This is a genomic window from Chimaeribacter coloradensis, assembly GCF_002858715.1.
GTDB classification, from domain to species: Bacteria; Pseudomonadota; Gammaproteobacteria; order Enterobacterales; family Enterobacteriaceae; genus Chimaeribacter; species Chimaeribacter coloradensis.
The window spans coordinates 148,430-157,739 of sequence record NZ_PJZH01000007.1 but is presented as its reverse complement, the minus strand read 5'-3'; the positions used below and the strand labels follow the sequence as shown (position 1 = coordinate 157,739).

Genomic DNA, 9,310 nt, shown 5'->3' with positions numbered 1-9,310 from the left:
CCTTGATCTAAAAAAAAACCCCAGCATCCTAAGGCAAATCACTCCTCCGCTGTGCGCGCAGCACCAAACCCGCCCCCTAAGGCCGCCACCAGCTTCACACTGGTCACCCGCTGGTCTGCCAGCAGCGACAGCAGGCTCTGCTGCTGCGACAGGCGTGTCGCTTGTGTCGTGGCGACGTCGAGGTAGTCGATCATCCCCGCCTGGTACTGGTTATAGGTCACGCGGGCGGACTCGGCGGCCGCGTCGGCGGCGGCGCGCTGGGCGGCGATCTCCCCCTCCAGCGTGTGCAGCTCCACCAGGTAGTTCTCCACCTCCTCGAAGGCGCTCAGCACGCTCTGGCGGTAGGCGGCGACGCTGGCGTCATAGCTGGCTTTCGCCTGTTCCACACTGGCGCGGGTGGCGCCGAAGTCCAGCAGGGTGCCGCTCAGCTCAGGCCCGAGTGACCAGACGCGGTTCGGCGCGGAAATCAGCTTGTGCAGCGTCGAGCTGCTGTAGCCGCCGCTGGCGCTCAGCGTCAGGTCGGGATAATACCCGGCGATCGCCACCCCCACCGCCGCATTGGCGGCGGCCATATTGCGCTCGGCGTAGGCGATGTCCGGGCGGCGCTCCAGCAGCTGCGAGGGCAGGGCGGTGGGGATCGGCGGCAGGGTCGCGTCCAGTTTCGCCACGGCCAGCGTGAAATCGGCAGGCGGGCGGCCCATCAGCACCGCGATGGCGTGCTCCAGCTGGGCGCGCTGCCACTGCAGATCCAGCGACGAGGCGCGCGCGCTCTCGAGCTGGGTCTGCGCCTGCGCCAGCGTCGCGCGGGACTCGCTGCCGGCGCGGTATTTGTTCTCAATCACCGTCAGGTAGCGCTGGTACGCCTCCACGCTCTGCTGATAGAGCGCGATCTGCTCATCCATAATACGGATCTGGAAATAGTCCTGCGCCAGCGAGGACTGGGCGCTGAGGGTGATGTTCGCCAGCTCGGCGGCGCTGGCCTGTGCGTTGGCGCGGTCATCCTCAAGCTGGCGGCGCAGCTTGCCCCAGAGATCCAGCTCCCAGCTGGCGCTGGCCTGCGCCTGATGGCTGTTGCTGATGCTGCTGCCGTTGCCGGAGGTGGCCGCCCGGCTGGCGCTGCGGCTGCTGCTTACCGTGCCGCTCACCGTCGGGAAGAAGTCAGCGCGCGCGCCGCTCACCAGCGCCTGCGCCTGCCGGTACTGCGCCTCATACTGCGCCACGTTCTGGTTGCCGATCTGCACCTGCGCCAGCAGGCTGGAGAGCACCGGGTCGTGGTAGGCCGCCCACCACTCGCCTTTGGCGGCACCGTCCTGCGGCGTGGCCTGCGTCCAGCCTTTCGCCTCTTTGAACTGCGCGGTCATCGGCGCGCTGGGGCGCTGGTAATCGGGGCCGACGGTGCAACCTGCCAGCAGCAGCGCCAGCAGCGCCGGGATAAACGGGGAAGATTTCATGCTCATTCAGAATGTCCGGTTGGGGCCGGGCGGTGGCGCAGGCGCTGCCACAGCCGCGTGGTACGGGCGCTCAGGCGGTCCATATAGAGGTAGACCACCGGCGTGGTAAACAGGGTCAAAAGCTGGCTCAATGCCAGGCCACCGGCGATCGCCAGCCCCAGCGGGCTGCGCAGGTCAGCATCACCGCCGCTGCCGAGCGCCAGCGGCAGCGCGCCGAAGAAGGCGGCCAGCGTGGTCATCATGATCGGGCGGAAACGCATCAGGCAGGCCTGCACAATCGCCTGCTCCGGCGTCAGACCGCGGTCACGCTCCGCCGCCAGCGCAAAGTCGATCATCATGATGGCGTTCTTCTTCACAATGCCGATCAGCAGCAAAATGCCGATCAGCGCAATCACCGTGAGCTGGGTGTTGGTCATCAGCATCAGCAGCAGCGCGCCGACCCCGGCCGAGGGCAGGGTCGAGAGAATGGTCAGCGGGTGGATGTAGCTCTCATAGAGCATCCCCAGCACGATATAGACCGCCGCCAGTGCCGCCAGGATCAGCCACGGCATACTGGCCGTCAGGTCGCTGAAGGCTTTCGCCGTGCCCTGGAACCCGGCCTGCACGCTGTCCGGCAGGCCGATTTTCGCCATCGCTTCGTCAATCGCCTGCTGCGCCTGCTCCAGCGACACGCCGTCCGCCAGGTTAAAGGCCACGGTGCTGGTGGCAGACTGCCCCTGGTGCGACACCGACAGCGGCGCGTTGGCTCCGCTCAGCCGGGTAAAGGCGGAGAGCGGCACCTGTGCGCCCTGATCGTTTACCACATACAGTGAGTTCAGGATCGCCGGGTCGCCGGTAAAGTCCGCGTTGAGGTTCATCACCACATGGTACTGGTTCAGCGTCTTGTAAATGGTGGCGACCTGCCGCTGGCTGAAGGCGTTATTCAGCATGGTGTCCAGCGTGTTGACGTCCACCCCCAGCCGGGTTGCGGCGTCGCGGTCGATGGTCAGCATCACTTCCTGGCCGCCGGTCTGCGAATCGCTGTCGACGCTGGTGAGCTGCGGCAGCGCCTCCAGCGCCTTTTTCACCTTCGGCGTCCAGACCCGCAGCGTATCGAGGGCGTCGGCCTGCAAACTGAACTGGTAGGAGGCGTTGGCGCTGCGGCCGCCGATGTGCAGATCCTGCGCGGGCATCAGGAAGAGTTGCAGCCCCGGCTGGCTCATGCCTTTCATCGTCAGCCGGTTGGCGACTTCCGCGGCGCTGGCGTCACGCTTGTCGAAATCTTTCAGGTGCACGAAGAAGTTGGCGCTGTTGCGCGAGCCGAACGCGCCGCTGCCCATTGAGGCCATCACGCCGTCCACCGCCGGGTCGGCCTGGATCATCTTCGAGAATTCCTCCATTTTCGGCTTCATCGCCTGGAAGGAGGTGCTCTGGTCGGCGCGCAGCATCCCCATCAGCAGCCCGGTGTCCTGGTTCGGGAAGAAACCTTTCTGCACCACGCTGTAGAGGAACAGATTCAGCACGATGGTCAGCAGCAGGCTGAACAGCGTCAGCCGCTGGTGGCGCATCACCCAGTTCAGCGCCCGGCTGTAGACGGCCAGCAGGCCGGTGAGGCCGCGCTCAATCATCAGGTAGAGCGGGTGCGGGCGTGTGGTCACCGGCGGTTTGCGCCGCAGCAGGCGCGAGCAGAGCATCGGCGTCAGGGTCAGGGAGACCACCATTGAGATCACCAGCGACACGGTAAGCGTCACGGCGAACTCGCGGAACAGCCGCCCGACGATGCTGCCCATCAGCAGCAGCGGCAGGAACACCGCCACCAGCGACAGCGTCATCGACAGCACCGTGAAGCTCACCTCCTGCGCCCCTTTCAGCGCGGCGCGCACCGGCCCCAGCCCCTCTTCGATGTAGCGGGTAATGTTCTCCAGCACCACGATGGCGTCATCCACCACAAAGCCGGTGGCGATGATCAGCGCCATCAGCGAGAGGTTGTCGAGGCTGTAGCCGAGCAGGTACATCACCGCACAGGTGCCGATCAGCGACACCGGCAGCGCCAGCGCCGGGATCACCACCGCCTTGACGTTGCGCAGGAACACGAACACCACCGCGATCACCAGCAGCACCGCAATCAGCAGCGTCTCTTCGGTGTCGCGCAGCGAGGCGCGGATGTTGGGGGAGCGGTCAACCACAATCTGCAACCCGACATCGCCCGGCAATTTTTCGCGCAGTTCGGGGATCAGCGCCTTGATGGCGTCGATGGTCTCCAGCATGTTGGCCCCGGCGGAGCGGGTTACCCCCAGCAGCACCGAGCGCGACTGGTTGTAGTAGCCGACGTTGTAGTTGTCCTCCACCGCGTCATAGACTTTCGCCACGTCGCCGAGGCGCACGGCGTTGCCGTCCTGGTAGCGGATCACCAGCGCGCGGTAGGCTTTCGCCTTGTCGAGCTGGCCGTTGCTGTCCACCACCCAGGACTGCGTGCCGCCCTGGATAATCCCTTTCGGCTGGTTGCTGGTGGCGTTGGCGACGGCGCTGCGCACCGCGTCCAGCGACAGGCCGTAGTGGGTCAGCCGCTGCGGTTCGAGGTCAATACGCACCGCGGGCAGGGCGCTGCCGAGCAGCGACACCTCGCCGACCCCCTGCACCTGCGCCACTTTCTGTTTGATCTGGCTGGAGGCGAGGTCATACAGCTCGCCGCTGGTGCGGGTAGCGGAGGTCAGCGCCAGCATCATCACCGGTGCCTCCGACGGGTTGGCTTTGCGGTAGGTCGGCAGCGACGGCATGCTGCTCGGCAGCAGGCTGCGGGCGGCGTTGATCGCCCCCTGCACATCGCGCGCGGCGCCGTTGATGTCGCGGTTCAGCTCAAATTGCAGGATCACGTTGGTCGACCCCTGCGAACTGCTGGAGGTCATCTCGGTGATGCCGGCAATCTGCCCCAGCGCCCGCTCCAGCGGCGTGGCGACGGTAGCGGCCATGGTCTCCGGGCTGGCCCCCGGCAGGCTGGCGCTCACCATAATGGTCGGGAAATCGACCTGCGGCAGCGGGGCCACCGGCAGCAGCCGGTAGCCGAGCGCGCCGAGCAGCAGCACCGCCAGCGTCAGCAGCAGCGTCGCCACCGGGCGGAAGATGAACAGCCGCGAAAGGTTCAGCGGCCGCGCCCGGCGCGGTTCACGCGGTTCGCTCATCGCGCCCCCTGCGGGCCTTTACGCCGCCAGATCGCCCGGCCGCGGATCGCCAGCCGGTCAAAACAGAGATAAATCACCGGCGTGGAGAACAGCGTCAGCACCTGGCTGAAGACCAGCCCGCCGACGATCACCAGCCCCAGCGGCTGGCGCAGCTCCGCGCCGGAGCCGTGTGCCAGCATCAGCGGCAGCGCACCGAGCAGCGCCGCCATGGTGGTCATCAAAATCGGCCGGAAACGCAGCAAACAGGCCTGGTGGATCGCCTCGCGCGGCGACAGGTGCTGTTTCTGCTCCGCCTCCAGCGCGAAGTCGATCATCATGATGGCGTTCTTTTTCACAATCCCGATCAGCAAAATCACGCCGATCAGCGCAATCAGGCTGAATTCGGTGCCCGCCAGCAGCAGTGTCAGCAGCGCGCCGACCGCCGCCGAGGGCAGGGTAGAGAGAATGGTCACCGGGTGGATAAAGCTCTCATAGAGGATGCCGAGCACCACATACATGGTCAGCAACGCCGCCAGAATCAGCCACAGCGTGTTGCCGGTGGCGCTCTGGAAGGCAGCGCTTTCGCCCTGGTAACGCAGGGTGATCTCAGACGGCATCTTGATCTGCTTACTGATCTCCGCAATCGCCTGCTGCGCCTGCTCCAGCGAGTAACCTTCATTCAGGTTGAACGAGAAGGTCACCGCCGCGAACTGGTTGAGCCGCGCATTGACCAGCGCGCCGGTGCGCTGGTGGACAGTGGCAATCGACGTCAGTTTCACCATGCCGGGGGTGCTGCTGGTGCTGCTGGTGCTGGTGCTGGTGCCGTCAGTGGCCGTGCTGCTGTCACTGCTGCTGGCCGCCAGATAGATATCATCAAACGAGGCGGGCGACTGCTGGAAGCGCGGCGCGACCTCCAGCACCACGCGGTACTGGTTCGACTGGGTAAAGATGGTGGAGATCAGCCGCTGGCCGAAGGCGTTATAGAGCGCGGTGTCAACGTCAGCGGCGGTGATGCCGTAACGCGCCGCCGCATCGCGGTTCAGCTCCACGTACGCCACCTGGCCCTGATCCTGGAGGTTGCTGGTAACGTCGCGGAACGTCGGGTGGGCGGCCATCGCCGCCATGAGCGTCGGCGTCCAGGTGACGAGGTTTTCGCTGTCGGCGTCGTCCAGCGTGAACTGGTACTGGCTCGGCGTCACCTGATCGTTCACCGTGAGATCCTGCGCCGATTGCAGGTAAAGCTGGATGCCCGGCACCTGCGCCACCGCCTGCTTCAGCTCGGCGATCACCGCGTCGGCCCGTTCGTCGCGCTCCTCAAAAGATTTCAGGTTGATCTGGATGCGCCCGCTGTTGAGGCTGGTGTTGGTGCCGTCAATCCCCAGCGTCGAGGAGAGGCTCTCCACCGCCGGGTTTTTCAGGATGATGTCAGCCAGCGCCTGCTGGCGGCGGCTCATCTCCTCAAACGACACATCCTGCGAGGCCACGGTGATCCCCTGAATCAGCCCGGTGTCCTGCGCCGGGAAGAAGCCTTTCGGCACCACCAGGTAGAGCAGGGCGGTGAGCGCCACCGTCGCCAGCGCCACCAGCAGCGTCAGCCGCTGGTGGTTCAGCACCACTGTCAGCAGCCGGTCGTACCCGGCGATCAGCCGGTCAAACAGCGCGCCGCCCTTACGGGAGAAGCGGCTCTGCTGCTCTTCCGGGATGTGGCGCAGCAGGTAGGCGCAGAGCATCGGCGTCAGCGTCAGGGAGACCGCCATCGACACCAGAATCGACACCGCCAGCGTAATGGCGAACTCGCGGAACAGCCGCCCGACCACGTCGCCCATAAACAGCAGCGGGATCAGCACCGCAATCAGCGAGAAGGTCAGGGAGATGATGGTAAAGCCGATCTGCTTCGAGCCGTTGAGCGCCGCCTGCATCGGCGTTTCGCCCTGTTCCAGCCGCCGCGAGATGTTCTCCACCACCACGATGGCGTCATCGATCACAAAGCCGGTGGCGATGGTCAGCGCCATCAGCGACAGGTTGTTCAGGCTGAACCCGGCGAGGTACATCACGCCGAAGGTGCCGACCAGCGACAGCGGCACCGCGATGCTGGGGATCAGCGTCGCCGCGAGGTTGCGCAGGAACAGGAAGGTCACCATCACCACCAGCGCAATCGACAGCAGCAACTCGAACTGCACGTCGCTGATCGAGGCGCGGATGGTCTGGGTGCGGTCAGAAAGAATGGAGAGGGTCACGCCGTCCGGCAGCGCCGCCTGGAGTGTCGGCAACTGTTTTTTAATCGCATCGACCACCGCGATCACGTTCGCGCCGGGCTGGCGCTGCACGCTGAGCACAATCGCCGGCTGGCGGTTGGCCCAGGCGGACTGGTAGCGGTTCTCTTCCGCCTCGGTCAGGGTGGCGATGTCACGCAGCCGCAGCGCCGCGCCATTCTGGTACGCCAGGATCAGGTTGCCGTACTCGTCGGCGGTGCGCAGCTGGTCGTTGGCGTCAATGGTGATGGAGTGGTAGCGGCCGTCAAAGCCGCCCTTGGAGCCGTTGACGTTGCTGTTGCCGATCAGCGTGTTGACATCTTCCAGCGTCAGGTTGTGCGCCGCCAGCGCCTGCGGGTTGACCTGCACGCGGATTGCGGGCTGGTGGCCGCCCGCCAGCGTCACCATGCCGACGCCGGAGATCTGCGACAGCTTCAGCGCGATGCGGGTGTTGACCAGATCCTGCACCTTGACCAGCGGCAGGGAGCCTGAGGTGGCCGCCAGCGTGATCACCGCGCTGTCCGCCGGGTTGACCTTCTTATAGGTCGGCGGGTTGGGCAGGTCACTGGGCAGCAGGCTGTCGGCGGCGTTGATCGCCGCCTGCACTTCCTGTTCCGCCACATCCAGCGAGAGATCCAGGCTGAACTTCAGCGTGATGATCGACGCGCCGCCGGAACTGGTGGAGTACATCTGGCTCAGCCCCGCCATCTGGCCGAGCTGGCGCTCCAGCGGGGCAGTGACGGCAGAGGCCATCACATCCGGGCTGGCACCGGGGTAGAGGGTGGTCACCTGGATGGTGGGGTAGTCCACCTGCGGCAGCGCCGAGGTGGAGAGCATCCGGTAGGCGAACAGGCCGGAAAGCAGAATCGCCACCATCAGCAGGATTGTGGCGACCGGCCGCTGGATAAACAGGCGGGACGGGTTCATCGCGCGGCGTTCCCGTCAGCAGCGGGCTTGTCCGCGGCAGGTTTGCTGCCGGTGGGGTTTGCGCCCGTGGCCGGGGTGGCACCGGGGGTGGCAGCCTGCGCCGTGACCACCCGCACTTTCGCGCCGTCCTGCAAACGGTCGATGCCGGTGGTGACCACGCGGTCGCCTGCTGACACGCCGGAGAGGATCGCCTGCCAGGTGTTGCCGAAGGCCGGGCCGCTCTTCACCGCTTTGCGGGTCACGGTGTTGTCACTGTTGACCAGGTAGACGAAATCGCCGTCGCTGCTGAGCTGCAACGCCTGCGCCGGGATCACCACCGCGTTTTTCAGCGTGCTGGTCTGCAGGCGGATATTCACAAACTGGTTCGGGTAGAGCTGCTCGTCCTGGTTATCAAACAGCGCCTTGAGCTTGATGCTGCCGGTGGCGGTGTCGATCTCATTGCTGATAAAGCTCAGTTTCCCCTGCGCCAGCACGCTGCTGCCGTCCTGGTCGATGGCGGTGGCGGGCAGGGTCTCGCCCCGGTGCAGCGGCTTCAGCACGGTTTGCAGGTTGGCCTGCGGCACGCTGAAGGTGGCGGCGATCGGCTGGGTCTGGGTCAGGGTCACGATGCCGGTGGTGTCGCTGCTGTGCACCATGTTGCCCGGGTCGACCAGCCGCAGCCCGACGCGCCCGCTCACCGGCGCGGTGATGCGGGTAAACGCCAGGTTCAGCTTCGCGGCGTCAATCTGCGCCTGATCGGCCTTGATGGTGCCGAGGTACTGGCCGACGGTGGCGGTCTGGGTGTCGAGATCCTGCCGGGAGAGCGAGTCCTGCGCGTAGAGGGTTTTATAGCGGGCGAGGGTCAATTGCGCGCTTTTCAGCAGCGCCTGGTTCTCCGCCAGCGCGCCCTGGTACTGGGCCAGCGTGGCCTGGTAGCTGCGCGGGTCGATCTGCGCCAGCAGTTGCCCTGCCTCTACCTGCTGCCCCTCGGTGAAGTAGACCTTCATCAGCTCGCCGTCGACCCGGCTGGTGACGGTGACGCTGGCATTGGGCACCACGGTGCCGAGCGCCGAAAGGTAAACCGGCACATCCGCCTGTTTCGCCACGCCCGCCTGCACCGGCGTCGCCATGCCGCCGCCCATCATGCCGGGGCCGCCCATGCCGGGGCCGCCGCCCATGCCGCCGGGTGCCGCCGGCTGGCGGGAGAAGTAGAGCCAGCCACCGGCAATCAGCGCGATGACAAGCAAGAGGAGCAGAAGGTTACGCCGGGAAAACGGGGAGTGTGCGTGGGATTTCATGCCAGAGCCGAATCGTCCTGTAAAAAAAGAAGAGCATTATGCCAAGGGCCGGGGGCGCGGTTATAGGCCGCATACCGTAAGCATTGCGTAAAATTGTGTGGCTAACAGATTAGCACGCTTTGTGGGTCTGCTCCGGAAAAGCCGGGCGCAGCGCCCTGAAAGCGCACGAACAAGCACCGTGCGACGCGGGGTTTTAGCAGAAAACGCGGTATGCGCGCCATCAGATAAGCACGCGAATTGTTATTTTTTGCTGAAGTGTGGCGAAA

At 65.6% G+C, this 9,310-nt stretch carries 4 protein-coding genes; all 4 read right to left on the bottom strand.

Annotated features, from left to right (window positions below; genetic code table 11):
- Positions 1–38: 38 nt before the first annotated feature.
- From CYR32_RS09895 to CYR32_RS09880, 4 genes are read right to left on the bottom strand one after another with little or no spacing between them, the layout of a single operon-like run.
- Complete coding sequence (locus tag CYR32_RS09895; RefSeq protein ID WP_101824226.1) at positions 39–1,451, bottom strand: efflux transporter outer membrane subunit; 1,413 nt, start codon at positions 1,449–1,451, stop codon at positions 39–41.
- 2 nt (positions 1,452–1,453) lie between these two features.
- A complete protein-coding gene (locus CYR32_RS09890) occupies positions 1,454–4,573 on the bottom strand; it encodes a multidrug efflux RND transporter permease subunit (protein ID WP_101824236.1) in 3,120 nt (1,039 codons plus the stop codon).
- Between the two features lie 32 nt (positions 4,574–4,605).
- Positions 4,606–7,767: a multidrug efflux RND transporter permease subunit gene (locus CYR32_RS09885; RefSeq protein ID WP_101824225.1), complete on the bottom strand. Its 3,162-nt coding sequence runs from the start codon at positions 7,765–7,767 to the stop codon at positions 4,606–4,608.
- On the bottom strand, positions 7,764–9,044 hold the full coding sequence (locus tag CYR32_RS09880) for an MdtA/MuxA family multidrug efflux RND transporter periplasmic adaptor subunit (RefSeq protein ID WP_101824224.1): 1,281 nt from the start codon (positions 9,042–9,044) through the stop codon (positions 7,764–7,766). Before CYR32_RS09880 ends, CYR32_RS09885 begins: the two co-directional genes overlap by 4 nt.
- Positions 9,045–9,310 lie beyond the last annotated feature (266 nt).